The following is a 24,452-nucleotide window of genomic DNA, read 5'->3' as shown; positions in this document are numbered from 1 at the left end:
AGGTGAACAGCGGATTTCATCGGTGACGTTCGTGGAGGCGGGTCATGGCCAATCTGGCGCAGTTCCTGGTGGAGACGGCACAGCGGCAGCCGGGGCGCCCCGCGCTGCGCCTGGGCGAGCAGGTCACCAGCTACGCGGAGCTGGACGAGCGCAGTGCCCGCGCCGCCACGCTGCTCCGGGCCGAGGGCGTGCGGCCGGGGGACCGCGTCGCCCTGATGCTGCCCAACGTTCCCGAGTTCGTCGTCCTGTACTACGCAGTGCTGCGCGCCGGGGGGATCGTCGTACCGATGAATCCGCTGCTGAAGACGCGGGAGACCGAGTACCACCTCGACGACTCCGGGGCGGTGCTGCTGTTCGAGTGGCACCAGGCGCCGGGAGAGGGCGCCCAGGGCGCGGCCGCCGCCGGAGTGCGGCACCTGGCCGTCGAACCCGCCGCCTTCGCCGCACTGCTGGCCGGGCACGAGCCGCTGCCCGAGACGGCCGAGACCGGCGTCGACGACGTGGCCGTGCTCCTCTACACCTCCGGCACCACCGGCCGCCCCAAGGGCGCCACGCTCACGCACGGCGGGCTGCGGCACAACACCGAGGTCAACACGGTCCACGTCCAGCGGATGACACCGCAGGACGTGGTGGTGGGCTGTCTGCCGCTGTTCCACATCTTCGGCCAGATCTGCACGATGAGCGTGGCCGTCCGCGCCGGCGCCTCCCTCACCCTGATCCCCCGTTTCGAACCGCAGACCGTGCTGGACGCCATCGCCCGCGACCGGGCCACGGTCTTCGAGGGCGTTCCCACGATGTACGCGGCGCTGCTCCAGCACCCGTCGCAGGCGGACGTGTCCACGCTGCGGATGTGCGTTTCGGGCGGGGCCTCGCTGCCGGTGGAGGTACTGCACGGCTTCGAGCGGCGCTTCGGCTGTGCGGTGCTGGAGGGCTTCGGCATGTCCGAGACCAGCCCGGTGGTCACCTTCAACCACCCCGACCGACCGCGCAAGGCCGGCTCCGTCGGCACCCCGATCCGTGACGTGCGGGTGCGGCTCCTCGACGACAAGGGCCAGGACGTCGCCCCGGGCGAGGTGGGCGAACTGGTCGTGCGCGGCCCGAACGTGATGAAGGGCTACTGGAACCGGCCCGAGGAGACGGCGGCCGCCGTCCAGGACGGCTGGCTGCGCTCCGGCGACCTCGCGCGGCAGGACGAGGACGGCTACCTGTACATCGTGGACCGCAAGAAGGACATGATCATCCGTGGCGGCTACAACGTCTACCCGCGCGAGCTGGAGGAGGTCCTGCACGAGCACCCGGCCGTCGCCCTGGCCGCCGTGGTGGGCGTGCCGCACACCCACCTGGGCGAGGAGATCGCGGCCGCCGTCGTCCTGCGCCCGGGCGCCCATGCCACGCCGGACGAGCTGAGGGAGTTCGTCAAGAGCCGGGTGGCGGCGTACAAGTACCCGCGCGAGGTGTGGCTCGTGGACACCCTGCCGACCGGCCCCAGCGGCAAGATCCTCAAGCGGCAGATCGCCGCGACCGTCGGGCCGGGGCGAGGCTGAGGCCGAGGCCGCGGAGAAGCCGGCGGGGAGGGCAACTACGCTGCCGCCATGGCCGATTCGGATGTTGCCGCCACGAGCTGTGAACGACTGGTCCGGCTCGTGGCGCCACCGGCCGAACCGGTGCACGCCCGCGGGGACTGGACCGCCGTGGAGGCCGGGATCGGCAGTCGGCTGCCCGTCGACTACCGACGGCTCGTGGAGACCTACGGCTGGGGGGAGTTCTGCGACTTCCTCTACCTCCGCACGCCGTTCGGTACGAGCAGGCACAACGGCATCGAATGGCGGAGCGCCGACCTCACGACATCTCCCGCATTTCCCGCAGCTTCCGCATTTCCCGCAGCTTCCGCAGCTTCCGCAGCTTCCGCAGCTTCCGCAGCTTCCGCAGCTTCCGCAGCTTCCGCGGCTCCCGCACGGGAGCGTGACTGCCGCCCGCATCCACTGCGCCCCACCCCCGGCGCTGCCCCGGAGGCGCTGCTGATCTGGGGCACCACCATGGACGCCGACCGGCTGTGCTGGCTCACCGGCGGGGCCACCGAGGTGTGGCCGGTCGTGGTGTGGAGCAGCGAGGGCCGGTACGAGACGCATCACATGGGCGCGGCCGAGTTCCTCGCCGGATGGGTCGGCGGACACGTCAGCTCCGGCTTGCTGTCGGACATGGAGCCGGACCTGAAACCGTGGTTCAACGTTTTCCGCCCCCGCACCGACCGATGCCTGCGACTGTCCGAAGGACCCCTCGCCCACGCCGAGCGCCTGCGGATCCTGCGCGACGCGCTGGCTCCCACCGTCGACCGGGGCTCATGGCGCTCCGCGCACGACGAGATGAGCCAGGACCACTTCGCGACCGTCGACACCGACTGGCATCTCACCTACGAGACAGCCGGCCCCCACCAGATCCGGATCGCCTTTCCGCCCGAGGACGGCGAACGGGTTCGGCAGCGCCTCTTCGCCGCCGTGCCGCTCATGGGGTGCGAGGTGCTTCAGGTGACGACCTCCGCCGGACTGCCCCTGCCGGCCTGGAACGCGCCCACGGACGAAGACCGGTCCGCCTGACCTGTCCCGGAACAACCGCATCACGGAAGGGGATCCTCGGCATGGCCGTCATCCACCGCACCGCCCTCAGGCCTACCAAGCTGGAACTGCTCACCTCCTGGCTGCCCTCCCGGCCGTGGTACGCGGGCGGCACGAACGGACCGGAACTGGCGAAGGCCGGCGGCTTCCGGCTGGACGACCCCCAGGGCGAGGTCGGGATCGAGTTCCTGGTGGTCACCGACACCTCCGGCAGCCGTCCGGTCACCTACCTGATTCCGTTGACCTATCGCGGCGCCCCGCTCGACGGGGCGGAGCATGCCCTCGTCGGCACCATGGAGCACGGGGTGCTGGGGCGGCGCTGGGCCTACGACGGCTGCCATGATCCGCTGCTGGCCGCCCAGTTGACGGCCCTGGTCGAGGGCCGGGTCCAGGCCCAGGACCAGTACACGAGTGACGCCCCCGACCGGGAGGTCACCCGCTCCTGCACCGGTGCCGGTTTCGCACCCACGGACTTCACCGCCGGTGCCATGGACGATCAAGAGGGCACCGCGCTGCCCGCACCGCAGGGCACGACCCTCCGCCTGCACCGGGTCCTGCGCCCCGCCCCGGACGACGAGCCCTTCCTGCCCCCGCAGGCGATCGGCCACGTCGCCGGCTTCTGGCGGCTGCCGGACGGTACTCGCACGCGGGGCCTCTTCGTCGTCCTGCACAGCGGCTTCCGTGCCCAGGACCAGGCCGCCGACGCCCAGGTGGACGTCGAGGTGGACGTCGACGTCACAGCGTGAACCGGTGCCACGGCCAACCTTCCTGTGCCGCATCTCCTCTGACTGCTGCTGATGAAGAGCGCGGATCGGGGTACCTGGGCCCACATGGCACAGAAAACTGATCACGTCGAATCCGTGCGTGCCGTGCGGCAGCTGCGGCGTATCCGCCCTGTCTACGCGGGCGGTGCGGCATTGTGGGCCGCATCGGCCGCCTGGACGGGATGGGACGACCCCGGGAGCCGGCAGATGTGGGTGTCGGTGCTCTTCCTGGTGGTCTTCGCCGGTCTGCTGTCGGTGACCTCGCTGTGGCTGTGGCGTCGGCAGACGGCCGGTGAGGGCAGGTCCGTGCACCACGCCGCTCCGCGAAGGACGGCCGCGCGCCGCCACGCCAACGCCTGAGGGACCGACAAATCCATGGCCCGCCACGCCCCCGGCGTCCTACAGTGAAGGCCGCCGGGTGGAGCAGGTAGGCAGCTCGCTGGGCTCATAACCCAGAGGTCGCGGGTTCAAATCCCGCCTCGGCCACCGAAGACCGGGCCCGCCGCACACGCGGCGGGCCCGCGTCGTGCGCCGGGGCGGGATGTCGACGAGCCTCGGCGGCCCGAACCGTCCGGCACGGTTCTCACGGAACTCCGACGTGAGCGGTGCAACGAAGCTTCGTCCGCGGCAGAACGCCCCGGGCCCGCTCACCGCGTGCCCGGGGCGTCTCTCCGGACGTGTGCCCGACTCGCACGGGTGTCGGTGCGCCTCGCCGCACCCCGCCTCGCGGAGGATTGCCGATTGCCGCGCGGGGTGTTCGGTGGTCCCATGGGGGCGCGGTGCCGCTACGACATGACGGGCGGTACGGCGTGGCCTTCGCGCGCGTGCGACTCGAGGATGGGGAGTGCTCATGTCAGGACGGTTCGAGGCGACGGTGGAGGTCGATCGGGCTGTCGAGGAGGTGTTCGCCTACCTCGCCGACGGGCGCAACGATCCGCAGTTCAGCCCCCGGGTGCTCAAGATCGAGCGGATTCCCGAGGCCCCGACCACGGTGGGCACCGTCTTCCGGAGCACGGTCAAGGACGCCGGGATGAAGACGGCGAGAGAGTTCCGCATCACCGCTCTCGATGCCCCGGTGAAGATCCGATGGGCCGAGGTCTCGAAGAACACCGTGACGGTACGTGAAGGCGGTTACGACCTGGCGCCGCTGCCCGGCGGCGGAACCCGGGTCCGTATCTTCAACGTTCTCGAAGGCCACGGGCTGGGCAAGGTCCTCGTCGGCCTGGCGCTGGCGGCCGCCCGCAAGGACGCTCCCGGCTTCGGCGCGCGCATCAAGGCGGCGGCCGAGGCGGCGATCGCGCCGCGTTGACGAGTTGACGAGTTGAACGCCTCGCGGGCGCCCCGCCGTCCACCGAACGGGCCTACGGCGGCGGGTCGCCCGCCCCCACGCGGCGCACGCCACCGCCGTGACCGCCTCACTGCGCCGCGAGGCCGACGCCAAGCGCAACCCCCCGCCCGCCGTCATCGCCGACGCCGTCGGCAGGGCCGTCACCGCCCGCCGCCCCAAGACCCGCTACGCCACCGGTTCCGGCGCCCGGCCCCTCGTCGCTCTTCGCTCTTCGCCGGATCCTGCCCGACCGCGCCTTCGACACCGTCATCTCCCGGGCGGTCGGTGCCCGGTGAACCATCGCGACGAGGCCGGTCAGCGGGCGATACGGTGCTTCCTTCCGCCACGGCGGAAGCGGACCGCGGCGTAGCAGAGATCGGCGAGGAGGACGACGGCGCCGATGATCAGCAGGTAGAACAGCCCATGGACGGCGAAACCGATGATGCCCAGGACGAGGGCCACAAGGATCAGAAACAGAAACAGGCTCATTGGCTCTCCCGCCGGCCTCGATGTGTCAACGACGGGCGAGGCGTCGCTCGCCGCCGACGCCCGGCGCGTAGTCCAGTTCGTAGTGCGCGAAAACCTTCGGTTCCTCCGAGGCGTGCAGTTCGCCGTCGAGGTCGATCGACGGGGCCTTCTTCACCGCGTTCTTGTCGTGGGCGACCTTCAGGTAACCCGGACCGACCGTCGCCCCGAGGAGCGGCACGAACACCAGACGACGACGGGTGGGAAGACCGACGGTCACCGTGGCGAAGCACGGCATGTCGGTCCCGGTGTCCACGTAGACCGACTCCAGGACGCCGATCCTGTGCCCCTGCGGGTCCACCACGTCATGACCGCGCCACTCACGGATATCGCTTGCCTCGAACATCAGCTACCTCCGCAGCTGCGGGTACCCGCCTTCGCGTCTCCGATGTCATGCGCACCCGCCACGACCGCACCCGCGGGGCTGTACCGGGCACTACGGACACGGGCGTGCCGGGGACCGCGCGGCACCGCATCGCCCGGGGCTTCGTCGGCGCCCGCGTCCCCGCGCCGCGATGGGGTACCCGGGGCCGCAGGAAGATCCGGAGCCGCTTTCCGCCGGAAGGGTAGGAGCGCCGTGTACGAGTACGCCCTCGACGGTCCCCTCGTACATCTGACGCTCTTCGACGCCATGGGGTATGACACCGCGGCCGGGCTGTGCGGGGCCCTGGCACTGGGCGCCTGCCGCAACTCCCGCCGACAGGGGAACCGGCCTCGTCGCCAAGGGCGAGGCCGTGGAAGCCGCGCTGATCGACCAGTACGGGAACCGCCGCTATGTCACCGGCATCCTCGCCACTCTCGACACCCGCACAGGCGTGCTGAGCTGGGTCAACCGCGGCCACCAGCCACCGATCATCATCCGCGGCAATCGCCGGAGCAGCCACCTGCACTGCCCTCCGGCCCACCCCATGGGCACCGGCCTGGGGCTGGCCGGCACTGTCTGCCGCGAACAACTGCAGCCAGGTGATCGCGTCGTGCTCTGCACCGACGGCATCACCGAGGCCCGCCGCCCCGGCGACAGCGAGTTCGGCCTCGAACGCTTCACCGACTTCCTCATCCGCCATCACGCCGACGGCCTGCCCGTCCCCGAGACCCTGCGCCGTCTCATCCAGGCCGTCCTCGACTATCACGGCGGGGAACTCCAGGACGATGCCACCGTCCTGATGTGCGAATGGCTCGGCCCTGCCGTGGACGACACCGCCTCCGCGGCGGCCCTGACGGGACTGTCGGCCACCGCCGACCTGCCCGCCGCCCACAGCACCCAGCACGGGAGCAGCCCGTCATGAACTCCGTCCTGCGCGTCGATGTCACCGACACCCGCGGGCAGACGACCGCCCTCACCGTGGCCGGTGAACTGGACCTGAACACCGCGGACATCCTGCACCGCACCGTGGAGGACGTCCTCCACGACCACCGCACCGCCATCCTCGACCTGACCGGCGTCACCTTCTGCGACTCCTCCGGCCTCAACGCCCTGCTGCGCCTTCGTCGCCACACCCAGGAAACCGGCGGTGGCCTCGTCCTTGCCGCACCGCCCTCGCAGATGCTGCGCCTGCTGACCGTCACCGGCGCCGGCGCCATCCTCACCGTCTACGGCAGTCTGGCCGAGGCCTGGGAGCCGCATCCCCCGACCGCCACCCCGCCCACGGCGTGACCGCACCCGCATGCCCGTCCGCCCGACCCATGCAGGGCCAAACACTCTGTGAACAGCGCGAATACGGGTTCGCGAAGGTCACTTCAAGGCCTACCGGCCGTCACCCGGGCCCGGCACGATCGCCCGTATGACGATCACCGCGGGCGCCCACGCACCGCACTCCCGTCGCCCCCGCCCGAGGCGGTTCGGCCCGCGTTCCCTGCCCTGCGAACGCATCCGCGCCCTGGCGGAGGAGGCCACCACCAGCCTCGGCGTCGACACCCCGCAGACCTGGCAGCTCACGTGAGCGAGCCGGTGAGGCCGTCGCGCGCCGCACGGCCTTGCCCGCTCCGTCCGCCTCCAGGTCGCCGTGCCGTCGGGGGCGGTCACGGTGACCCTGATGGCGTGCCCCGGTGCCCGGCCCAAACCCGCTGGCGATCGGCTACCCGCCCGGCGTGCGGATGCGTGAACGAGCCGACGGCGCGAGCCTGTGAGTGACGACGGATCCACTCGCACCGCCTTGTTCGAGGAGAACGCCATGCCGAAGAAGGACGACCCGAGCAAGGGTGACGAGGTCTCGTGGAAGAGCCACGGCCAGAAGGTGACCGGGAAGGTGAAGAAGAAGATCACCGACCGTACGGAAGCGGCCGGCCGCACGGTCGACGCCTCGAGTGAGGAGCCGCAGTACGAGGTGGAGAGCGACAAGTCCGGACGCTCCGCCGTGCACAAGCCCGGCGCCCTGCGCAAGAAGGGCGACCGGTTCTGATGACGGGGAAGCAGCGGCCCGCCGACCGTGACGAGACCGTCGACGCGTTCCACGAGGCGGTCAACATGACCGCCGACCGGCTGGAGAAGTGGCTGGCCACCGACGAGTCCAAGAGCGTCGGTCAGAGCGACGGCGGCGAAAGCGTCGGCCACGCCTCCGGGCGGCGCATCATCCGGCTTCTGCACACGAACAAGACGGACCTCACCGACGACGACCTCGCCCACATGCGCAAGGTCGTCGGCTATGTCCACCGTCACGTCGCACAGCGCCCCGACGGCGACATCACCGACATTCCGTGGCGCTACTCCCTCATGAACTGGGGCCACGACCCCGAGAAATGACCCACGCAGGCACGACATGGTGGGTGAAGGTTTCCTCGGGGGCCGCGCCCCGGCTGCGCGCTCACCGGCTTTCCGGTCCGTGTTTCCAGGTTTCCGGGCCGCCGCCTCGCCACTCGATGAGGGCGGACGACTCGACGTAGGCCTCGTCGGCGTCGTCCAATCCGGTTTCCCGGAGGAACTCGGCGACGTCCAGCAGGCCGTACGCCATCCCCAGGAAGTGGTCACCGGCGCGCACCCGTCGCCCGCCGTCCTCGGCGGGCGGATAGATCACCACGGGGTGCGCAAGGCCCATGCCAACAGCGTGCGCCCTTCGTCGAACGAGCGCATGCGGGCCTACGGCGGAGCGGCCGAGCCCGATACGGGCGCCGTCGTGGTTCCGCGCGCTGCGCGTGCGCTGCGCCGAACGGGTGAATCGCGAGTCGCGTGAATTCAGGCGCCGCATGGCCGAGGCGTGGCTGGGGAGAAATCCGGCATGTGATGCCGTACCCGGCGAGAGAGGGAGCCCGCGGGTGAGCGCAGTCGTCTTCACAGCTGATTTCTCCTCTGACCGTCAGTGGGTGGCGGGCCGTTCGTGGGCCTATCCCGACGGCGGTCCCACCAACCCCGGCGACAACAAACTGGACCATCTCACCGCCGACCCCGCGTACTCCCGCACCGGCACGTTCCGCGCCACGCGCAGAACCGACGGGCTGTGGAACGCGGGCCTGTTGACCACCGAGGAGAGCGACGAGGGCTTCATGGTCCGCACCGGAGACCGCCTCGACGCCAGGGTGCGCCTGCCCACCGGGCTGGGTTCCTGGCCGGCGATCTGGACCTGGCGGGACGGAGGCAACGAGGTGGACGTGTTCGAGTACCACCCGGACAATCCCGACCTGCTGGAGTTGAGCAACCACGTACGCGAGGGCCACTGTTACGTGCGCGACGGAGCCGTCCGCCCCGGTGGCGTCATCGACATGAGCGTGACGTTCGGCAGACGCAGCGTGGTCTGGTCGCTGAACGGGGAGCGGGTCTTCGCCGACGGACGGGGTGTCGGGTCGTCCTGGCACGCCTACCTCATCGTCAACCTCTCGGTGTGCGCGGGCCGTTACCACCCGCCTCCCGACGCCGTCACCACCGAGCTGTCGTACGAGGTGGAGAGCCTGGTGGTGCACCGTACGGTGAACCGGGGCTCCGGACCCTGACGGGTGGGAGCGACGGATCGGTGAGGTCGCCGGGCGGGCCGACGGTAATCCGGGTGCGGTGGGGTAGAGGGACGTCGATCGGCCCCTGACCGTGGTGGCCGGATGTCTGCCGTCGAGAAGGAGCCGAGCATGACCGACGAGGCCTACCTGTTTCTGCTGGACGACGCCTCCGTGGCGCTCGGCGTGACTCCGGCCGCCGTCGGTGACCTCGCCTGCATGGAGACCACGGCGGTACGCGCGTGGCTGGACGCTCAGGGAAGCACGGCCACGTCCCCCCGTCTGCGACTCGTGCCGCCGGAGGAGAGGGCGGCCGTTCCCGAAGGAGCGGAGCGGCTGCCGGTTCCGCTGAGCGAGGAGGAACTGAACCGTGTACGTCATCACCTGGCGCCGGCCGCGCACGCCCGGGTCGAGGAGGAACTGCTCGCCTACCGCGACTGCGCCGACGGCAGGGACGATCTGATCGGGCGGGCACTGGCCGTCGGCGTGCCGCCGCACCGCATCGTGGAACTGACCGGCGTCGATCCCGCGACCGTGACCGCTGCGGCAGGCGACCGGTGACGCGACGGCCGTACCCGCGGTCGTGGGGGTGATGGCGGGCGCGTGACCGGCGGCCGGCGACCCGCGACATGCCTGAGCGAAGGGTGCCCACGTGGCGGAGTCAGCGCGCGCGGCACACCGATGGTCAGATTTTAGGTAGACTGACCTACCTAAAATCTGAGAGGAACGGAATGGGTGACACCCCCGCCGCTGCGTCGCGACCAGGCAAGGGGCCCGGGAAGGGGCCCGGCAAGGCGCGCACGCGGTTGCTCGCCGCCGCCGCGCGCCGCTTCTACGCGGACGGCGTCTCGGCGACGGGGATCGACACGATCACCGCCGAGGCGGGCGTGGCGAAGATGAGTCTCTACAACAACTTCTCCTCGAAGGCCGACCTGGTGATGGCCTACCTCGATGCGCGGCACGAGGAGTGGCTGGGCCTGTACCGGCGGCGGCTCGGGGAGGTCCGGGACGGTCGCGGCGGGGTGCTGGCCGTCTTCGACGCGTACGCCGATCACGCAGCCTTCGCCTACGAGCACGGCTTTCGGGGGTGCGGGCTGCTGAACGCGGCTGCCGAACTGCCGGCCGGCCACGAGGGACGGGACGTGGTGCGCCGGCACAAGGAGGAGGTCGAGTCGCTGCTCTCCGGGCATCTGGGGGAACTGCTGCCCGACCGGCCCGAGGAGGCCGCCGCGCTGGCGGAGCAGCTGTCGTTCCTGCTGGAGGGCGCGATGGCACGCGCCGGCCTGGAGGGCGCGGGTACGCGGCTGGGGCATGCGCGGACCATGGCGGCGAACCTGCTGGACCGGCTTTGACACGGCCCACCGGACCTGCGGCCGGCTCGGTGGGCGTGGGCTCGTGGTGTGTGCTCGTGGCATCGGTGCTGTGGGGCACCACGGGTACCGCCGCGACCTTCGCCCCAGCCGTGGGTCCCCTCGCGATCGGGGCCGCCGCCATGGGCCTGGGCGGACTTCTCCAAGCCCTCGTCGCCGCCCCTCGTATCGCCCGCGAGATGCCCGCGCTGCGCGCGCAGCGCGGGGTGGTCTTGCTCGGCGCGCCGGCGGTGGGGGCCTACCCGCTGGCGTTCTACACCTCCATGCATCTGGCCGGGGTGGCCGCCGGCACCGTGGTGTCGATCGGCTCCGCTCCCCTCGCGTCGGCCGTGATCGAGCGGGTGGTGGACGGACGCCGCCTCACGCGCCGTTGGATGACCGGCGCCGCCCTGGGCCTGTCGGGAACCGTTCTGCTGTGCGTGGCCGAAGCAGCCCAGTCACAGTCCGGCTCCGGGGCCCGGTCGGTGGGCACGACCGTGCTCGGCGTGGGGCTGGGCCTGGTGGCGGGTTTCACCTACGCCCTCTACTCCTGGGCGGCCCACCGTCTGATCAGGCGTGGGGTGACCTCCGGCGCGGCCATGGGCGCCGTCTTCGGGCTGGGCGGCCTGCTGCTTCTGCCCGTGCTGCTGTCCACGGGCGCCCCGCTGGTCGGCTCCTGGTCCAACGCGGCCGTCGGCGCCTATATGGCCCTGGTCCCCATGTTCACCGGCTACGTCCTGTTCGGCTGGGGCCTGGCACACGTACCGGCGAGCACCGCGACCACGCTCTCGCTGCTGGAACCCGCCGTCGCGGCCGTGCTCGCCGTCCTGGTCGTCGGTGAACGCCTGCCCCCGCTCGGCTGGACCGGCATCGCCCTGGTCGTCGGCTGTCTCGCCGTGCTCACCACACCGACCCGTACCGCACCACCGACCCGTACCGCTCCACGGGCCCCTGTCTCCGCAGCCGAGCCGGGGGAGAGGGCCGGGAGGGCCGGGAGAGCCGGGTCGCCGGAGAAGGAGACGCCGGCGCGTCGACGGGCGGAGCGGTGAGGGGCAGGGGCGGCCGGGCCCGGGAGCCCTCCCCGCGACCCGGCCGGCCTGCCGGCAGGCCGGCCGGGTCTCATGACCCGGCGGCCGGGCGCAGCCGGAGTCCCTGCATACCGCCGTCGACGGCCAGAGCGGTGCCCGTCACGCAGGCGGCGGCGGGACTCGCGAGATAGACGATGGCGGTGGCTATCTCGTCCGCGGTGACCAGACGGCCCATCGGCTGCCGGGCGTGGAGAGCCGCCCGTTCGGCCTCGGGATCGTCGGCGGCGCACAGCAGCCGGGCCACCCAGGGGGTGTCGGCGGTGCCGGGGTTGACGCAGTTGACGCGGATGCCCTCGCGGACGTGGTCGGCGGCCATCGCCAGGGTCAGTGACAGCACGGCACCCTTGGTGGCGGAGTACAGGGCGCGTTGGGGCAGGCCCGCGGTGGCGGCGACGGAACAGGTGTTGACCACGGCGGCGTGGGACGAGCGCCGCAGATACGGCAGGGCCGCACGGGTCGTGCGCACCATGCCGACCACATTGACGTCGAGGACGTGGTGCCACTGCTCGTCGGGGTTGTCCTCGACGGTTCCCGCGGCGCCGGTTCCCTGTTGTCGACGAGGACGTCCAGGCCGCCGAACCGCCCCGCCGCTTCTTGGATCGCGGCCCGTACCGAGGCGTCGTCCGTGACGTCGGCCTTGAGCGCGAGCAACGGCTGTGGCACCCCGGCGGGGTCCCGGTCCAGTACGGCGGCCTCGGCGCCCTGCGCGGCGAGCAGTCGGGCCGTGGCCAGTCCGATGCCGGACGCGCCGCCGGTCACGACAGCCCAGAGACCCGAAGGGCCGCTCATGAGACCTGGTCCTCTTCGGCGAGGTCGGCGGCCCAGAAGGTGCCGTCGGGGTAGCGGTACTCGGCGAGGGAGCCGGGGTGCATCGCGGCGGAGAAGCCGGGGGACAGCGGCGCGGTGTAGTGGCCGTCGCGGATCACCACCGGTGCGAGGAAGTGTTCGTGGAGGTGGTCGACGTACTCGATGACCCGGTTCTCGGTGGTGCCGGACAGGGCCAGGTAGTCGAACATCGACAGGTGCTGCACCAGCTCGCACAGCCCCACACCGCCGGCGTGCGGGCACACCGGCACCCCGAACTTCGCTGCCAGCAGCAGGATCGCCAGGTTCTCGTTGACGCCGCCGACGCGAGCGGCGTCGATCTGGAGGACGTCGAGGGCGCCGGCCTGGAGCATCTGCTTGAAGACGATGCGGTTCTGGACGTGTTCGCCGGTGGCCACCTTCACGGGCGCGACGCCCTCGCGGACCGCGGCGTGGCCGAGGATGTCGTCCGGACTGGTGGGCTCCTCGATCCAGTACGGGTCGAACTCCCCGAGGGCCCGGACCCACTCGATCGCCTCGCCGACGTTCCAGCGCTGGTTGGCGTCGATGGCGATCCGGATGCCGTCGCCGACGGCGGCGCGGGCGGTGCGCAGCCGCCGGATGTCGTCCGCCAGGTCGGCGCCGACCTTGAGCTTGATCTGGGTGAAGCCGTCCGCGACCGCTTCCTCGGCGAGCCGGGTCAGCTTCTCGTCGGAGTAGCCGAGCCAGCCCGGCGAGGTGGTGTATCCGGGATAGCCGAGCTCCAGCAGGGCCGCCTCGCGCTCGGCGAGCCCGTCGCGCCCGTCCCGCAGCAGGGTCAGGGCGTCCTCGGGGGTGAGGGCGTCGGCGATGTAGCGGAAGTCGACCTGGGAGACCAGCCACTCGGGATCGGCGTGGGCGAGCAGACGCCACAGCGGCTGACCGGCCCGCTTGGCGGTGAGGTCCCACACCGCGTTCACCACCGCCCCGATCGCCATATGCATGACGCCCTTCTCGGGGCCGAGCCAGCGCAGCTGGCTGTCACCGATCAGATCACGGTTGAGCGATCCCGGATCGGCGCACAGGTCCCCGACGGAGCGGCCCAGGAGATGAGGGCGCAGGGCGCCGATCGCCGCGACCTGAACGTCGTTGCCGCGCCCGATCGTGAACGTGAAGCCGTGGCCTTCGAGCCCGTCGCCGGCGTCGGTGCGCAGCACCACGTAGGCGGCGGAGTAGTCGGGGTCCGGGTTCATCGCGTCGGAGCCGTCCAGTTCCCGGGAGGTCGGGAAGCGGATGTCGTAGGTGTCGACCGAGGTGATCCGGGCGGGGGTTGCAGACAAGGGGGTGCCTTTCACGCTTGGCCGAAGGTCTGCCGCTGGCCGCCGAGCCCGTCGATCTCGAGCTCGACGGTGTCGCCGGGACGGAGGTAGGCAGTGCCGGGCAGGCCGAGTGCCACACCCGCGGGCGTACCGGTGTTGATCACGTCACCCGGCTCCAGGACCATGTACTGGCTCAGGTACGACACCAGGTGGTGGGCCGGGAAGATCATGTCGCGGGTGTGGCCGTGCTGGCGCTTGACGCCGTTGACGGTCAGCCGGAGTCCCAGGTCCTGTGGGTCGGCGACCTCGTCGGCGGTGACCAGCCACGGGCCGAGCGGGTTGAAGGTCTCGCAGGACTTGCCGAGATCCCACTGCGGCGAGTACTCCAGCTGGAACTCGCGTTCGGAGACGTCATGGCTGACCGCGTATCCCGCGATCACCTGCGGTGCCTCTTCGGGACCCGCCAGATAGCGGGCGCGCCGTCCTGTGACGACCGCGAGTTCGACCTCCCAGTCGGTCTTGAGGGAGCCGCGTGGGACGAGCACCTCGTCACCGGGGCCGACGACGGTGCCCGGGTCCTTCATGAAGACCACCGGACGGGCCGGGATCGCGGCCCCGGTCTCGGCGGCGTGGTCACGGTAGTTCAGACCGACGCAGACGATCTTCCCCGGCCGGGCGACGGGTGCGCCGACGCGCAGGCCCTTCGCGTCGAGTTCCGGCAGATCGCCGGCCTCGACCGCCGCCCGCGCCCGGTCGACACCGCCCGAGGAGAGAAAGACGCCGTCGATCTCCGGCGTCACCGGGCTCAGGTCCAGCAGCCGGTCGTCGTCGACGCGGACCGCGGGCCGCTCCTCTCCCGGGGGACCGACGCGTAGCAGTTTCACTGGGCAACTCCCTTGCCATGGGGGCTTCATGGGTGCTTCGTCCGCGAGTGCGCATCCCGTGCCGCGAAGGGCCGCCGGGCGAGCCGGGCCGGCCTCTTTGCACAGGTCACCGGCCGGATCACGCGCACGGCCTGGACTCGACCCATATTCATCGGAGGAATGACGACTCCGTGACTGTAAGGGCTGACGGACGTCCGGGCAATGCAGTCCTCGGATGTATCCGGCGCGACCGGCCGCTCTTACCGAAGTCCGCAGCGAAGTGTCGGTGTTCGTCGGGTCGGCCTCGCCGGCCGGGCGTGGGCCATCGGACGAATGGCCTTCGGGTGTGTCACCCGGCGGATCGAAGGCTCCTTCGGTTCAGTGGCGCCACGTCCCCGGCCGTCGAGGCGCTCGGCGCGCCCGCCGTGGCGGCGACGGACGCCCTGGGCGTCCGGACATCGCCTCCGCACCGGGGCTGTGCCGAATCGTGAACTCCGGAACCCGTCGCGTCCCGAGGGGGCGGCGGAGGACAAGCGCAGCTCAGTACCGATCGGGCAGAGGTGACGAAGGTCGTCCGCCGGACTGGTGACCGCGAGCGGGGTGACGCTGTGGAAATCGTTGGGGACGGGACTCTTCTCAACGTCGGCAACGCCGTCGTTACGTCCACGTCGTCCCGGATACATCGGAGGAATCAGCTTCACTGTCTTCCCTCGGCTGTTCAGCTCCGCTTTCTCGGCCCTCCGCTTCACCCTCATCCCATCCCCGCCGGCCCGGCCCGCGCACACCCTCGGCGCAGACAAGGGCTACGACTACGACCACCTGCGTCGATGGCTACTGGCGCAGAGCACTTGTTCCGTGGCTGTCGTATTCCTGTGATGACGCTCTCTGGAAATCCCCCACCCCTGGCTTGGGGGTGGGAGAGCGGCTCGCTGAGATTCCCCACCCGCCCGTCGCCGTCACGCCCCCTCATGCGGTCATGACCGGTGCGGCACAATCGCGGTCAACTGGGCAGGCAACGGTGGAGGGTGGGAACGTGGGGCGTTTTGGCTCGCGAAGCCGACGTAAGGGCAGACCGAACGAGCCGGCACTGCTGGCGGCGGCTGCTGAGAATCCCGGTGGCAGCGTCGCCGAGATCGACCCGACGTATATCGACGACCCGAACGGCTACGTACCGCCCGAGGCGATCCGCGGCGCGTGGTTGGTGGACAGCAGCGGGAATCTGACAGGTGAGTACCAGGAGAATCCCCGTCACGGGGTGCCGCAGGACGACTTCAGCAAGCTCACCGACCCTGATCACTGGCTTAGCTGGCTCGGGGATGATCCCGCGACCGCTGTCCGGAAGGGCATCGAAGAGTCCTTGCGCGCCCAGGTGGCAGACGCAGCGGTCGAGTGGGTCAAGATCCTGGAAACGCCGCGGTTTCTCACAGGTGGGCGTCGGCATTCTGAGGACGAACAGGTCATGTTGGTGACCCGCGCGGCACTCGCCGCACCGTTTGCGTTGTCCGTGCGCACCACGCAGCACGGGCGTTCCATCCTCCTGGGGGTGTTCTCGTGTGCGGCGGTGAACCTCTCACCGCCCGGCGTCCGCAAGGATCGGCATTGGTTTGACCTGGGCGTCGGACTGGACTGGGCCGGTGAACGGCTTCAAGGGCGGATCTACGAGATTGACGGTGCGGACGGCACCGCCGAGCGGTAGAGCGGCAATGCCATTCCGTACCGGCGGTTAGGCCCCTCGTACGTGGCGCTGGGCCGTGCGAATTCGCTGGTCGGCAGGGGGCCGGTACGGGATGCTGCAGGCGTGATCGAGAGAGAAGCCGCAGTTCGGGCCGTCGAGGAACAACTGGAGCGCGACTGTCAAACGTGGCTGGCGTATCCGGTCCAGCGGGTGGCGTTGCTGATGCTGGTGCCGGTGAAATCGGCGAGGACGGACGCCGGCAGGTCTGTGGCCAGTGCGAGACGAGCGTTGTTGCGGCCGGCGCGGGGCGCGATGCCGTGTCGGCGGAGCTTCAAGTTGAGGTAGGTGGCTCCGAGAGGGCGGGCGGGATCCTGCCCTGGGAAGCGCCACAGTGTTGTGCTGGCTGTCTGATCGAGCCGCCAGCGTTCCTGGCACTGGTCGCGTCGCGCACGGACCAACCGGGCGACTTCGGGCGGCAGCGGAAGACGATGGCCTGCGAGGTCGCCTATGACGGCTTGTGCTGCCCCGGCCACACGGCCGGGGGCCCGGTGACGGATCCCTCACAAAATCCGCGCGCAAAGGAGTGGACCCGCGGCCCCACCCGGGCCGATCGTGGGCCCATGGGTGATCACCGCATGGAATCCGTCGACCCTGGTGGTACCGCCGGACCCGCCTCCGTGGGGGAGGAGGCCCAGGAGGTGCGCCGTTTCTGGGGTCGGCTCGGTCTTCCCGGCCTGGTCGACGTCCACACGCACTTCATGCCCGAGCGGGTCCTGCGCAAGGTCTGGGCCTACTTCGACGCGCTCGGCCCGCAGACCGGCGGGCTCGAGTGGCCGATCACCTACCGGGACGAGGAGACGGAACGAACGTCCCTGCTGAGGGAGTTCGGCGTACGGGCCTTCACCGCGATGCTCTACCCGCACAAGCCGGGCATGGGCCGGTGGCTGAACGACTGGGCCGCCGACTTCGCCCGCCGTACCCCCGACTGCCTGCACACCGCCACCCTCTACCCCGAACCGGGCGTCGAGACGTACGTCCGGGAGGCCGTCGAGGCGGGCGCGCGCGTGTTCAAGGCGCATGTGCAGGTGGGGGCGTACGATCCGGCCGACGAACTCCTCGATCGGACATGGGGGTTGCTGGCCGAGGCGGGGATCCCCGTCGTGATCCACTGCGGTTCCGGGCCCGCACCCGGCAAGCACACCGGCCCCGAGCCGATCGCGCGGGTGCTCGCGCGGCACCCCCGGCTGCGACTGGTCGTGGCGCATCTGGGGATGCCCGAGTACGAGGAGTTCCTGGGCCTCGCCGAGCGGTTCGGGGAGGTGCGGCTGGACACGACGATGGCGTTCACCGACTTCGCCGAGGGGATGATGCCGTTCCCCCGCCGGGCCGTGCCCCGGCTGGCCGGGCTCGGCGACCGTGTCCTGCTCGGCTCCGACTTCCCCAACATCCCCTATCCGTACGTGCATCAGCTCCACGCCCTGGAGCGGCTGGGCCTCGGGGACGAGTGGCTGCGGGCGGTGTGCCACGACAACGCGGCGCAGCTGTTCGGCCGCTGAGCGGGACGTCGTACCGGAGCGGCGTTCCGGCCGGGCGATGTGCGCCTGGCGGTGCGGCTGACGGGCGACCGGGCCGCAGCGGACAACGTCGAGTCCGTCGCGTCTCAGGGAGAGTCAGGGAGAGTCAGGGAGAGTCAGGGAGCGATGGGCAGTTGGCGCTTGTGCTCCGTGAGCCGGTAGCGATCGACGATCGTCCTGAAGACGCCTTCGTCCACGGGCTCGCCTTCCAGGAAGTCGTCGATGTCGTCGTAGGCGACCCCGAGCGCGTCCTCGTCGGTCTTGCCGGGATCGAGGGTCTCCAAGTCGGCCGTCGGGACCTTGTGCACGAGCTCGGCCGGCGCCCCCAGCGCGTCCGCCACGGCTCGCACCCGGCGTTTGGTCAGGCCGGTCAGCGGGACGAGGTCCGCCGCGCCGTCACCGAACTTGGTGAAGAAGCCGGAGACCGCCTCGGCGGCGTGGTCGGTGCCGACGACCAGTCCGTGGTGCCCGCCGGCCACCGTGTACTGGGCGATCATGCGCTGGCGGGCCTTGATGTTGCCGAGCACGAAGTCCTGGTGGTAGGCGTCGCGGAAACTCACCTCGGCGCCCAGCACGGCCTCGAGCGCGGCGTCACTCGCGGGCTTGATGTCCACGGTCAGCACGTGATCGGGCCTGATGAAGGAGAGCGCGAGCTGGGCGTCGTGCTCGTCGGCCTGGACGCCGTAGGGCAGCCGCATCGCGTAGAACCGCGCCTCGTGCCCGGCGTCGCGGGCTCGCTCGACCGCGAGCTGGCACAGCCGGCCGGCGGTGGTGGAGTCGACGCCGCCGCTGATGCCGAGCACCAGGGAGGACAGGCCGGTGGAGGTCAGCCGCTCCGCGAGGAAGGCCACCCGGCGCTCGATCTCCGCCTCGGCCTCGAAGGTCTCGGCGACCTCGAGTTCCCGGGCGATCTCCTGCTGAAGGGTGAGGGGGGCCGGCTCGTTCACATCTGCTCCTGGTTCGGGTTCACATGGTGCCGGCGCCCCACCTCTCGGGGACGGGGAGGATCGCCGGCAGATCAGTCTCGGACAGCCTCGACCGTCCGGCGCCGGGGCGCGCAGGACGGTGTCCCCCGACCGCGGTCGGACATGCGCGCTAGACGCGGGGCGCTCCCGTCACCGACATCACCAGCGAGTACAGCGAGGTGGTGGCGGTGATGAACAGGCGGTTGTTCTTCGGCCCGCCGAAGGTGATGTTGGAGACCGGTTCCGGCACCCGGAGCCGTCCGATGAGGGTGCCGTCGGGGTCGTAGCAATGAACGCCGTCGTCCAGGGCGGCCGCCCACAGGCGGCCCCGGTCGTCCAGGCGGATGTTGTCGAAGTGGACGCCCGCTCGTGCTTCGGCGAAGACCTCCTGCCCGGAGAGAGTGCCGTCGTCGTGGACGTCGAAGGCGTAGATGCGGGCGCCCCGCGAGTCGGAGACGTACAGCCGCTTCTCGTCCGGTGTCAGGATGACGCCGTTGGGCCCGTCGAAGCCGTCGGCGGCGAGGTGCACCCGGCCCGTCGCCGGATCGATCCGGTAGAGGTTGCAGGCGCCGATCTCGGGCTCGGCCCGATGGCCCTCGTAGTCGCTGGTGATGCCGAAGTCGGGATCGGAGAACCAGAGAGTGCCGTCGGATCGCACGACGGAGTCGTTCGGGCTGTTGAGCCGCTTGCCCTGGAAACGCTCGGCCAGGACCGTCACCGTACCGTCCGGCTCGGTGCGGGTGACCCGGCGGTTGCCCTGCTCACAGGTGACCAGGCGGCCCTGCCGGTCGAGGGTGTTGCCGTTGCTGTGTCCGGCCGGGTCACGGAAGACCCCGACCGTCCCGGTGGCCTCGTCCCAGCGCAGGATGCGGTCGTTCGGGATGTCGCTCCAGATCAACTGGCGCCAGGCGGGCAGGTACAGCGGACCCTCGGCCCAACGGCAGTCGCCGTACAGCACCTCCAGCCTGCCGTCGCCGCTCGTGCAGCGTCCGGTACGGAAGCGCTCGTCCAGGATCTCGTACAGGCCATCGGCGGGCATAGCGTCCCCTCGCATACGCTGATCAGAATCTGATTCAACGTAACACGTAGATCACCGAACAGGATATGGTCGAATCATGAAACCGATAGATGACATCGACCGTGGCCTGATCGGACTGCTCCAGCGGGACGCGACCCGGTCCTACGCCGAGTTGGGCAGGGGCGTAGGTCTGTCGGCGGGCGCGGCCCATGAGCGCGTGCGCAGGCTGCGGGAGCACGGGGTCATCAGGGCCACCACGATCGACGTGGACCCCGCGGCCCTCGACCGCGGGGTCCTCGCCTTCGTGCACATCGACTCGACGGCCTGGATGGGTGACCGGGCCGAGGACTTCGCCGGCGTACCGGAGATCCAGGAGGCCCACGTCATCGCGGGCAGCGCGGCGGTCCTGGTGAAGGTGCGCACGGCGAGCACGGAACAACTCCAGGACGTACTGCGCCGTCTGTACGCGATCGACGGAGTCAGCGGGACACAGGCGACCGTGGTCCTGGAGACGTTCTTCGAACGGCCACTGGACGCGGGGTAGTCGAGCCGGGCTTCATTGCGTCCAGCGCCGGGTGGAGGGCGTTTCAGGGCGTTGTCCATCCAAACGGGCTCTGCTCACCGTGCTGGGCACCGGCCGGTTCGCCGCCGACACGGAGCGGCACCAGGTGACCCACCCATGCCGTGCGCCCCGTTCCCGGCGGTTGCCATGCCGGGAACGGGGCTTGCGGGGCTGTTTCGTGCGGTGGGGTCAGGAGGCGATGAAGTCGGCGATCCGGCCGAGGACGACCGTGTCCGTCAGGTAGCCGATGTGGGTCTGGCAGAGCACGTTGTTGTTCGTCGCGCCGGTCAGCCGGGTGCTGGTGTACGGGATGATGACGCCGTCGCACGCCGAGTACCAGGTGGCGTACGCGGTGGTGCCCGGCGTCTCGTCGCCCGCGGTGATCCGGGCGATGAACGACGAGCCCGGGTACATCTGCTGACAGGTCGTGTAGACGAGGCAGGCGCCGGCGTACGTCGTTCCGTGGTTCGCGCCGGCGATCGAGGCGAGGTGGCTGACGCTGGTGTTGCCGCCCAGGACCTTCAGGTAGTACTGGCTGACGAGGCCGCCCATCGAGTGGTTGACGATGGCGACCTTGCTCGCGCCGGTCCGCGCCTTCACGGTGTTGACGAAGGTCGCGAGGCCCTGCGCGTTGGTGATGTTGTCGCCGTAGGAGTCGTACTCGTAGGCGAAGAGGTTGGAGCTGGACCAGCCGTTGAGCCGGAAGACGCTCATGGCGGTGGTCCAGTTGGACGCGCTGCCGGTGTAACCGTGGACGAAGACGACCGGTGTGCTCGTCGACAGCGGCTGGGTGGCCAAGGCGCCCGACGCGGTCGGGGCGGTCTTGGCGGCCGTGGTGGCGCCGGCCGTCGGCGCTGCGGAGAACAGGGTGAACGCGAGGGTGGCGGCCGCGAGAACACCGAGGAGCCGGCGCGGGGCATGACGCATGAAGCCCTCCTGACGAGGATGCGGGTGGCTGGACCTGACCAGAGTCCTGGCGCCGGACGAGGGCGCAATCAGCGAAATCACCGGCGTACGCGGCGACGCCGGGTGCCCCGGATCGTGGAGCCCTTCGTGCTGGCCGGCCGCCGCCGAGGTGGTTTCCCACCGGGGCGGCGACGTCGCGTCCTCGGTCGGGCCAGGCGCGCGGGCCCGTTGGCCGTCCGCCCCTCGGTTCGCGCACTCGGCCGTACGCGCCGCCCCCGCCGCCCGCCCCCGCCGCGCGTCTCCGCAGGCCTCGCGTCGACGTCGTTCAGTCCACCGTGCAGCAGCGGATCACGATGTGTCCGTCCTCCTCCCGAGCGAGGCCGACGAAGACCGTGCGCGCGAGCCAGCGGTGTGGCGGGGCGTCCGTGCGGAAGACGGGGGCGGTGCGGAAGTACGTGCCGGCCTCGGCGAGGCGGAGGTCGCCGTCGTACAGGTCGGGGCTGCCGGTGTGCTCGTGGTAGTAGCCGCGGTTGACGATGTCGATCACGGCACCGTCGTCGGCCCGCGGAAGGCAGCGGGCCTCGAGTTCGCAGACGGTGCCGCGGGTGTTGGACCGGTCGCCTCCGCCGGCCAGGACGGTGCCGCTGAGGAGGGGGCCGGCAGACTGGGGCGGGCGCCGTACAGGAGCCGGGACAGGATGTCCCGCCCGCTGATCGCTGCCGGGCGGAATCTCCGTTGCCCGGGGCCGCGGCGCCCGCGATCCTGAGGCGATGAGGTACTCCGTATGCGGCTGAGGCTGCAACAGTTCAGGCCCCGGACCGGGCCGCACGAGCACCGCGTCGTCCAGCCGAGGAAGCCTCTTCGCCACACGTCGCTGAGTGCCCCCGAGCCCATCGGCCTGCTGCTCGGCGACCATGACGGGCTGAGCCGGCTCGCGGGTCTGTTCTCCTTCGCCGCCTACTCCCGGCACACGATCGTCCATGTGCCGCTGCGCGACGGCATTCGGCCCGACGAGGGCTTCGGCACGCCGGTCGACCTCGTCCTCGTCCACGACACGCTCGGCCTGCGCCCCAGCAAGTGGCCCGAGCTGCGGCGCAAGCTGGTGAACGGCACTCCGCTGACCGTCGGCACCCACGAAGAACGCACGGCCAGGGATGCCGCCGGATGGCGTGAGCGCGGACGGCGGGCCGACTGCCGGGACGAGCTGCGGCACGCCACCCACGCCCGTACGTTCTTCCTCTTCGGCGACCGGGAGCTCTTCGCCGAGACCGCCACCTGCCTCGCCGACGCGGCGGGTTGGGGCCCGCGCCAGAAGGGCGTCGTCCAAGGCCACTCGGCACTGATGACGGCGCTTCCCACGCTGGTCCAGGAACCCGGCGGCGGGCACCCCTTGGAGGTGCTGATCTGCTTCAAGCCGTACCCGCCCTACGCCCACTTCCGGCGACCGGGACGCTGAGCAGGTCGCCGAACTCGCCCTACCTGCACGGACCTTCGCCGGCAACGGCCGAGGCGCGCCTGCGATGATCGTCGTCATGGGCATACAGATCGCTCCGGCCGGCGTCGCCGACTTCCACCAGGTCCTCACCGATCACGCCCGCTACTGGGGCGAACGCGACCTTCGGTCGCTGCATCTTCTGGCACTGGTGCAGGAGTTCGGTCCCACCTGTTTGGTCGCCCGCGCCGAGGACGGAATCCGTGGGTACGTCTTCGGGTTCGTCACGCCGCAGGGCACGGGGTACGTCCATCTGATCGCCACGCGGGACGACGCCCGGGGCACGGGTCTCGGGCATCGTCTGTACGCGGCGTTCGCCGAAGCGGCGCAACGGCATGGCGCACGGCGGCTGAAGGCGATCACGTCCGTCGCGAACACCGGCTCGATCGCCTTCCATCGCAGTCTCGGCTTCGAGGTGGAGATCGTCGACGACTACAACGGCCCCGGCCGGGCCATGGCCGTCTTCGACCGGGATCTGGTCCCGCCCGCCCTCGCTCCGTAGCTCAGCCGCGTGCGAATTCGAGGAGGTCCCTGTTGAACTTCTCGGCGAACTTCGGAACCATCGCCAATCCGTGGGGCGCACCGGAATACACCTTGTACACCGCGTCCTTGACCAGCTTCGAGCTCTTGTCGCCCGAAGCGACGATGGGAACGATCTGGTCGTCGTCGCCGTGCACGATCAGCGTCGGGACGTCGATCTTCTTGAGATCCTCGGTGAGATCCGTCTCGGAGAATGCCTTGACGCAGTCGTACGCGCCCTTGATGCCCACCGTCATTCCCCACAGCCAGAACTCGTCGCGCGTTCCCTGGGTGACGGTCGAGTCGGCACGGTTGGCGCCGTAGAAGGCCGCGCTCAGGTCCTGGTAGAACTGGGAACGGTCCGTTGCCACGCCTTCGCGGATCTCGTCGAAGACCTCGATCGGCAGCCCCTCCGGATTCGCGTCCGTCTTCAGCATCAGAGGGGGGATGGCGCCGACCAGGACGGCCTTGGCGACACGGCTCGACCCGTGTCGCCCGATGTAGCGCGTCACTTCACCGCCGCCGGTGGAATGGCCGACCAGAATGACGTCCCGCAGGTCGAGTGCTTCGATGACCGCGGCGAGATCGTCGGCGTAGGTGTCGAGGTTGTTGCCGTCCCAGCTCTGTCCCGAGCGGCCGCCGCCTCTCCGGTCGTGGGCTATGGCGCGGAATCCGTTGTCCGCCATCAGCTTCAGTTGCGGATCCCAGGCATCGGCGGTGAGCGGCCAGCCGTGGGAGAACACGACCGGCTGTCCCGAGCCCCAGTCCTTGAAGTAGATGTCCGTGCCGTCCTTGGCGGAAGCAAAGGGCATGGCTTTTCCCTCTCGTGCCGTTCCGGAACTCCGCAGCAGGCGGGTTCGACGCTCGAATCGGGTTTATCGAGAACCGTGCCGCGCCCGGCAGCGGGCGCACGTAAGGTCGACGGCCAGGGCAGCGGCGAACGGCGACCGGTAGGAGCACGTCTCAGGGAAAACTGTAGTCGACGGGCAGGTGCGGGGCGCGTCGGTCATGAGGCCGGACCACGGCAGGAGCCGCGGATTCAGTGGTCCAGCCGGCCGGCGCAGGCTCGCGGCCCCGTGCGACAGCCGTCCGTCACCCGCCTTGTCAGTGTGGCGAGAACGCCTGTATAACGTTGTAAAAGTCGAGTATGGGGCTCGGCGCTCGCCCACGGTGACGACCCCGTAGCCGCCCCG

The 24,452-nt window shown here is 70.6% G+C and carries 29 protein-coding genes, 1 tRNA gene and 2 pseudogenes; 20 read left to right on the top strand and 12 right to left on the bottom strand.

Features of this window, described 5'->3' with window-relative positions; genetic code table 11:
- Positions 1 to 44: 44 nt before the first annotated feature.
- The 6 genes from ACFWBD_RS21690 (at position 45) to ACFWBD_RS21665 (ending at position 4,685) form a co-directional block, all read left to right on the top strand.
- Positions 45 to 1,544, top strand: coding sequence for a long-chain fatty acid--CoA ligase (locus ACFWBD_RS21690; protein WP_385669010.1), 1,500 nt, complete (start codon positions 45 to 47; stop codon positions 1,542 to 1,544).
- 48 nt (positions 1,545 to 1,592) lie between these two features.
- On the top strand, positions 1,593 to 2,594 hold the full coding sequence (locus tag ACFWBD_RS21685; protein ID WP_385669007.1) for a hypothetical protein: 1,002 nt from the start codon (positions 1,593 to 1,595) through the stop codon (positions 2,592 to 2,594).
- A 41-nt stretch (positions 2,595 to 2,635) separates the two neighbouring features.
- Positions 2,636 to 3,358, top strand: coding sequence for a 1,4-alpha-glucan branching protein (locus tag ACFWBD_RS21680; protein WP_385669004.1), 723 nt, complete (start codon positions 2,636 to 2,638; stop codon positions 3,356 to 3,358).
- 84 nt (positions 3,359 to 3,442) lie between these two features.
- Entirely contained in the window at positions 3,443 to 3,736 is a 294-nt protein-coding gene (locus ACFWBD_RS21675; protein WP_385669001.1) for a hypothetical protein, read from the top strand.
- 52 nt (positions 3,737 to 3,788) lie between these two features.
- Positions 3,789 to 3,862, top strand: a tRNA-Met gene (locus tag ACFWBD_RS21670).
- 364 nt (positions 3,863 to 4,226) lie between these two features.
- Positions 4,227 to 4,685 carry an SRPBCC family protein gene (locus tag ACFWBD_RS21665; protein WP_385668998.1) on the top strand — a complete coding sequence of 153 codons (459 nt, stop codon included), beginning with the start codon at positions 4,227 to 4,229 and terminating at the stop codon, positions 4,683 to 4,685.
- A gap of 333 nt (positions 4,686 to 5,018) precedes the next feature.
- Here the strand turns inward: ACFWBD_RS21665 and ACFWBD_RS21660 are convergent, their stop codons facing one another.
- Together ACFWBD_RS21660 and ACFWBD_RS21655 are read right to left on the bottom strand one after the other, a co-directional pair.
- Positions 5,019 to 5,192, bottom strand: coding sequence for a hypothetical protein (locus tag ACFWBD_RS21660; protein ID WP_385668995.1), 174 nt, complete (start codon positions 5,190 to 5,192; stop codon positions 5,019 to 5,021).
- Between the two features lie 25 nt (positions 5,193 to 5,217).
- Positions 5,218 to 5,574, bottom strand: coding sequence for a PRC-barrel domain-containing protein (locus ACFWBD_RS21655; protein ID WP_385668992.1), 357 nt, complete (start codon positions 5,572 to 5,574; stop codon positions 5,218 to 5,220).
- A 225-nt stretch (positions 5,575 to 5,799) separates the two neighbouring features.
- Here ACFWBD_RS21655 and ACFWBD_RS21650 point away from each other — a divergent pair.
- The 5 genes and pseudogenes from ACFWBD_RS21650 to ACFWBD_RS21630 form a co-directional block, all read left to right on the top strand.
- Positions 5,800 to 6,514, top strand: a pseudogene (locus ACFWBD_RS21650) (PP2C family protein-serine/threonine phosphatase); the annotation flags it as partial.
- Entirely contained in the window at positions 6,511 to 6,882 is a 372-nt protein-coding gene (locus ACFWBD_RS21645; RefSeq protein ID WP_385668989.1) for an STAS domain-containing protein, read from the top strand. The pseudogene ACFWBD_RS21650 and the gene ACFWBD_RS21645, both read left to right, overlap by 4 nt.
- A 127-nt stretch (positions 6,883 to 7,009) precedes the next feature.
- Positions 7,010 to 7,168 (top strand): hypothetical protein, encoded by a 159-nt coding sequence (locus ACFWBD_RS21640; protein WP_385668986.1) that lies wholly within the window; start codon positions 7,010 to 7,012, stop codon positions 7,166 to 7,168.
- A gap of 231 nt (positions 7,169 to 7,399) precedes the next feature.
- Entirely contained in the window at positions 7,400 to 7,627 is a 228-nt protein-coding gene (locus ACFWBD_RS21635) for a DUF2945 domain-containing protein (protein WP_385668983.1), read from the top strand.
- Positions 7,627 to 7,968 carry a DUF3140 domain-containing protein gene (locus ACFWBD_RS21630; protein ID WP_385668980.1) on the top strand — a complete coding sequence of 114 codons (342 nt, stop codon included), beginning with the start codon at positions 7,627 to 7,629 and terminating at the stop codon, positions 7,966 to 7,968. The genes ACFWBD_RS21635 and ACFWBD_RS21630 overlap by 1 nt, the downstream gene beginning before the upstream one ends.
- Positions 7,969 to 8,029: 61 nt before the next feature.
- On the opposite strand, the gene ACFWBD_RS21625 is transcribed toward ACFWBD_RS21630, so the two are convergent.
- Positions 8,030 to 8,260, bottom strand: a complete 231-nt coding sequence (locus ACFWBD_RS21625; protein ID WP_385668977.1) for a hypothetical protein — start codon at positions 8,258 to 8,260, stop codon at positions 8,030 to 8,032.
- Between the two features lie 217 nt (positions 8,261 to 8,477).
- Between ACFWBD_RS21625 and ACFWBD_RS21620 the strand changes: the two genes are divergently transcribed.
- The 4 genes from ACFWBD_RS21620 to ACFWBD_RS21605 all read left to right on the top strand — a co-directional run bounded on the left by ACFWBD_RS21620 (position 8,478) and on the right by ACFWBD_RS21605 (position 11,544).
- A complete protein-coding gene (locus ACFWBD_RS21620) occupies positions 8,478 to 9,149 on the top strand; it encodes a beta-glucanase (protein WP_385668975.1) in 672 nt (223 codons plus the stop codon).
- Between the two features lie 129 nt (positions 9,150 to 9,278).
- Complete coding sequence (locus tag ACFWBD_RS21615; protein ID WP_385668972.1) at positions 9,279 to 9,707, top strand: DUF6003 family protein; 429 nt, start codon at positions 9,279 to 9,281, stop codon at positions 9,705 to 9,707.
- A 170-nt stretch (positions 9,708 to 9,877) separates the two neighbouring features.
- Entirely contained in the window at positions 9,878 to 10,498 is a 621-nt protein-coding gene (locus ACFWBD_RS21610) for a TetR/AcrR family transcriptional regulator (RefSeq protein WP_385668969.1), read from the top strand.
- Positions 10,499 to 10,548: 50 nt separating this feature from the next.
- Positions 10,549 to 11,544, top strand: coding sequence for a DMT family transporter (locus ACFWBD_RS21605; RefSeq protein WP_385668966.1), 996 nt, complete (start codon positions 10,549 to 10,551; stop codon positions 11,542 to 11,544).
- A 70-nt stretch (positions 11,545 to 11,614) separates the two neighbouring features.
- On the opposite strand, the pseudogene ACFWBD_RS21600 reads toward ACFWBD_RS21605, so the two are convergent.
- The 3 genes and pseudogenes from ACFWBD_RS21600 to ACFWBD_RS21590 all read right to left on the bottom strand — a co-directional run bounded on the left by ACFWBD_RS21600 (position 11,615) and on the right by ACFWBD_RS21590 (position 14,569).
- Positions 11,615 to 12,372 (bottom strand): annotated as a pseudogene (locus ACFWBD_RS21600) (SDR family NAD(P)-dependent oxidoreductase).
- The gene (locus tag ACFWBD_RS21595; RefSeq protein WP_385668963.1) at positions 12,369 to 13,706 is read right to left on the bottom strand and encodes an L-fuconate dehydratase; all 1,338 of its coding nucleotides are present in this window, start codon (positions 13,704 to 13,706) and stop codon (positions 12,369 to 12,371) included. Before ACFWBD_RS21595 ends, ACFWBD_RS21600 begins: the two are co-directional and overlap by 4 nt.
- Positions 13,707 to 13,717: 11 nt before the next feature.
- The gene (locus tag ACFWBD_RS21590; RefSeq protein WP_385668960.1) at positions 13,718 to 14,569 is read right to left on the bottom strand and encodes a fumarylacetoacetate hydrolase family protein; all 852 of its coding nucleotides are present in this window, start codon (positions 14,567 to 14,569) and stop codon (positions 13,718 to 13,720) included.
- Positions 14,570 to 15,581: 1,012 nt separating this feature from the next.
- Between ACFWBD_RS21590 and ACFWBD_RS21585 the strand changes: the two genes are divergently transcribed.
- A complete protein-coding gene (locus tag ACFWBD_RS21585; RefSeq protein ID WP_385668957.1) occupies positions 15,582 to 16,244 on the top strand; it encodes a hypothetical protein in 663 nt (220 codons plus the stop codon).
- 158 nt (positions 16,245 to 16,402) lie between these two features.
- Here ACFWBD_RS21585 and ACFWBD_RS21580 read toward each other — a convergent pair whose 3' ends face one another.
- Positions 16,403 to 16,558: a hypothetical protein gene (locus ACFWBD_RS21580; protein ID WP_385668954.1), complete on the bottom strand. Its 156-nt coding sequence runs from the start codon at positions 16,556 to 16,558 to the stop codon at positions 16,403 to 16,405.
- A 300-nt stretch (positions 16,559 to 16,858) separates the two neighbouring features.
- On the opposite strand from ACFWBD_RS21580, the gene ACFWBD_RS21575 reads away from it, so the two are divergent.
- A complete protein-coding gene (locus ACFWBD_RS21575; protein WP_385669209.1) occupies positions 16,859 to 17,779 on the top strand; it encodes an amidohydrolase family protein in 921 nt (306 codons plus the stop codon).
- 134 nt (positions 17,780 to 17,913) lie between these two features.
- On the opposite strand, the gene nadE is transcribed toward ACFWBD_RS21575, so the two are convergent.
- Together nadE and ACFWBD_RS21565 are read right to left on the bottom strand one after the other, a co-directional pair.
- Positions 17,914 to 18,744 (bottom strand): ammonia-dependent NAD(+) synthetase, encoded by an 831-nt coding sequence (nadE, locus tag ACFWBD_RS21570; protein ID WP_385668951.1) that lies wholly within the window; start codon positions 18,742 to 18,744, stop codon positions 17,914 to 17,916.
- A gap of 148 nt (positions 18,745 to 18,892) precedes the next feature.
- The gene (locus ACFWBD_RS21565; protein ID WP_385668948.1) at positions 18,893 to 19,801 is read right to left on the bottom strand and encodes an SMP-30/gluconolactonase/LRE family protein; all 909 of its coding nucleotides are present in this window, start codon (positions 19,799 to 19,801) and stop codon (positions 18,893 to 18,895) included.
- An 85-nt stretch (positions 19,802 to 19,886) separates the two neighbouring features.
- Between ACFWBD_RS21565 and ACFWBD_RS21560 the strand changes: the two genes are divergently transcribed.
- A complete protein-coding gene (locus ACFWBD_RS21560; protein ID WP_385669206.1) occupies positions 19,887 to 20,324 on the top strand; it encodes an Lrp/AsnC family transcriptional regulator in 438 nt (145 codons plus the stop codon).
- A 207-nt stretch (positions 20,325 to 20,531) separates the two neighbouring features.
- On the opposite strand, the gene ACFWBD_RS21555 is transcribed toward ACFWBD_RS21560, so the two are convergent.
- Positions 20,532 to 21,269, bottom strand: a complete 738-nt coding sequence (locus ACFWBD_RS21555) for an esterase/lipase family protein (protein ID WP_385668945.1) — start codon at positions 21,267 to 21,269, stop codon at positions 20,532 to 20,534.
- Positions 21,270 to 21,573: 304 nt separating this feature from the next.
- Positions 21,574 to 22,077: a DUF3237 domain-containing protein gene (locus tag ACFWBD_RS21550; RefSeq protein ID WP_385668942.1), complete on the bottom strand. Its 504-nt coding sequence runs from the start codon at positions 22,075 to 22,077 to the stop codon at positions 21,574 to 21,576.
- Between ACFWBD_RS21550 and ACFWBD_RS21545 the strand changes: the two genes are divergently transcribed.
- A complete protein-coding gene (locus ACFWBD_RS21545; protein WP_385668939.1) occupies positions 22,033 to 22,704 on the top strand; it encodes a hypothetical protein in 672 nt (223 codons plus the stop codon). The two genes, ACFWBD_RS21550 and ACFWBD_RS21545, sit on opposite strands and share 45 nt — an antisense overlap.
- Before the next feature lie 64 nt (positions 22,705 to 22,768).
- Positions 22,769 to 23,242, top strand: a complete 474-nt coding sequence (locus ACFWBD_RS21540) for a GNAT family N-acetyltransferase (protein WP_385668935.1) — start codon at positions 22,769 to 22,771, stop codon at positions 23,240 to 23,242.
- A 1-nt stretch (position 23,243) separates the two neighbouring features.
- Here the strand turns inward: ACFWBD_RS21540 and ACFWBD_RS21535 are convergent, their stop codons facing one another.
- Positions 23,244 to 24,071: an alpha/beta fold hydrolase gene (locus ACFWBD_RS21535; protein ID WP_385668932.1), complete on the bottom strand. Its 828-nt coding sequence runs from the start codon at positions 24,069 to 24,071 to the stop codon at positions 23,244 to 23,246.
- Between the last annotated feature and the right edge of the window lie 381 nt (positions 24,072 to 24,452).

The sequence above is a fragment of the Streptomyces sp. NPDC060002 genome (assembly GCF_042737245.1).
GTDB lineage: Bacteria > Actinomycetota > Actinomycetes > Streptomycetales > Streptomycetaceae > Streptomyces.
This window is presented reverse-complemented; position numbering and strand designations above follow the sequence as displayed.

Bases quoted from the DNA above. Each gene is read 5' to 3' on its own strand.
- ACFWBD_RS21690 (WP_385669010.1), top strand. From the start codon at position 45: ATGGCCAATCTGGCGCAGTTCCTGGTGGAGACGGCACAGCGGCAGCCG.
- ACFWBD_RS21685 (WP_385669007.1), top strand. From the start codon at position 1,593: ATGGCCGATTCGGATGTTGCCGCCACGAGCTGTGAACGACTGGTCCGG.
- ACFWBD_RS21680 (WP_385669004.1), top strand. From the start codon at position 2,636: ATGGCCGTCATCCACCGCACCGCCCTCAGGCCTACCAAGCTGGAACTG.
- ACFWBD_RS21675 (WP_385669001.1), top strand. From the start codon at position 3,443: ATGGCACAGAAAACTGATCACGTCGAATCCGTGCGTGCCGTGCGGCAG.
- ACFWBD_RS21665 (WP_385668998.1), top strand. From the start codon at position 4,227: ATGTCAGGACGGTTCGAGGCGACGGTGGAGGTCGATCGGGCTGTCGAG.
- ACFWBD_RS21660 (WP_385668995.1), bottom strand. From the start codon at position 5,192: ATGAGCCTGTTTCTGTTTCTGATCCTTGTGGCCCTCGTCCTGGGCATC.
- ACFWBD_RS21655 (WP_385668992.1), bottom strand. From the start codon at position 5,574: ATGTTCGAGGCAAGCGATATCCGTGAGTGGCGCGGTCATGACGTGGTG.
- ACFWBD_RS21645 (WP_385668989.1), top strand. From the start codon at position 6,511: ATGAACTCCGTCCTGCGCGTCGATGTCACCGACACCCGCGGGCAGACG.
- ACFWBD_RS21640 (WP_385668986.1), top strand. From the start codon at position 7,010: ATGACGATCACCGCGGGCGCCCACGCACCGCACTCCCGTCGCCCCCGC.
- ACFWBD_RS21635 (WP_385668983.1), top strand. From the start codon at position 7,400: ATGCCGAAGAAGGACGACCCGAGCAAGGGTGACGAGGTCTCGTGGAAG.
- ACFWBD_RS21630 (WP_385668980.1), top strand. From the start codon at position 7,627: ATGACGGGGAAGCAGCGGCCCGCCGACCGTGACGAGACCGTCGACGCG.
- ACFWBD_RS21625 (WP_385668977.1), bottom strand. From the start codon at position 8,260: ATGGGCCTTGCGCACCCCGTGGTGATCTATCCGCCCGCCGAGGACGGC.
- ACFWBD_RS21615 (WP_385668972.1), top strand. From the start codon at position 9,279: ATGACCGACGAGGCCTACCTGTTTCTGCTGGACGACGCCTCCGTGGCG.
- ACFWBD_RS21610 (WP_385668969.1), top strand. From the start codon at position 9,878: ATGGGTGACACCCCCGCCGCTGCGTCGCGACCAGGCAAGGGGCCCGGG.
- ACFWBD_RS21575 (WP_385669209.1), top strand. From the start codon at position 16,859: ATGGAATCCGTCGACCCTGGTGGTACCGCCGGACCCGCCTCCGTGGGG.
- ACFWBD_RS21565 (WP_385668948.1), bottom strand. From the start codon at position 19,801: ATGCCCGCCGATGGCCTGTACGAGATCCTGGACGAGCGCTTCCGTACC.
- ACFWBD_RS21555 (WP_385668945.1), bottom strand. From the start codon at position 21,269: ATGCGTCATGCCCCGCGCCGGCTCCTCGGTGTTCTCGCGGCCGCCACC.
- ACFWBD_RS21545 (WP_385668939.1), top strand. From the start codon at position 22,033: ATGCGGCTGAGGCTGCAACAGTTCAGGCCCCGGACCGGGCCGCACGAG.
- ACFWBD_RS21540 (WP_385668935.1), top strand. From the start codon at position 22,769: ATGATCGTCGTCATGGGCATACAGATCGCTCCGGCCGGCGTCGCCGAC.
- ACFWBD_RS21535 (WP_385668932.1), bottom strand. From the start codon at position 24,071: ATGCCCTTTGCTTCCGCCAAGGACGGCACGGACATCTACTTCAAGGAC.